The sequence below is a fragment of the Actinotalea sp. C106 genome (assembly GCF_023630195.1).
GTDB lineage: Bacteria > Actinomycetota > Actinomycetes > Actinomycetales > Cellulomonadaceae > Actinotalea.
The window spans coordinates 1-501 of record NZ_JALPKN010000661.1 but is presented as its reverse complement, the minus strand read 5'-3'; the positions used below and the strand labels follow the sequence as shown (position 1 = coordinate 501).

At 78.2% G+C, this 501-nt stretch carries 1 pseudogene; it reads right to left on the bottom strand.

Features of this window, described 5'->3' with window-relative positions:
* Window position 1: 1 nt before the first annotated feature.
* A pseudogene (locus L0B03_RS19065) lies at window positions 2-501 on the bottom strand (hypothetical protein); the annotation flags it as partial.

Sequence of the window (501 nt, the reverse complement as noted above, 5' to 3'; positions counted from 1 at the left end):
GCTACGATCCGACTCCCCCGGGCTCGGGGGCCGTGGCGGGCGAGCGGTGGGTGCGGCCCTCACGTAGCACCAGCGCGACCTCGCGGGGCAGGACGACGTGCTGGGGGTCCTGGATCGAGAGCAGCCCGTGGCGCAGCAGCCACTCGACCGCGGCCCGGGCGGCCGAGGTGACCCCGGCCGACGCGGGCTCGGGGGAGCGGCCCACGGGCGGACCCCAGGTGAGGGCGTCGAGCACCTGCCGCACCCCGGGCGGGCCCCCGGCCAGGAGGGTGGTCACGGTCCTCGAGCCGCCCACGTGCTCGACGAGGTCGTCGAGGGAGGTGGTCGGCGGTAGGTCGAGGGCGGTCGCGAGCCGGGCGAGCCCGTCCTCGCTGCGGCGCGCGAGGGTCGTGGACAACCACGGCCCGAGACCCGCGGGGTAGGGACCGAGGGCTTCGGCGAGCCCTGGCGCGGGGTGCAGGCCCGGGGCTGCGCCGTCCTGCCAGAGCAGGGCGAGGTCCG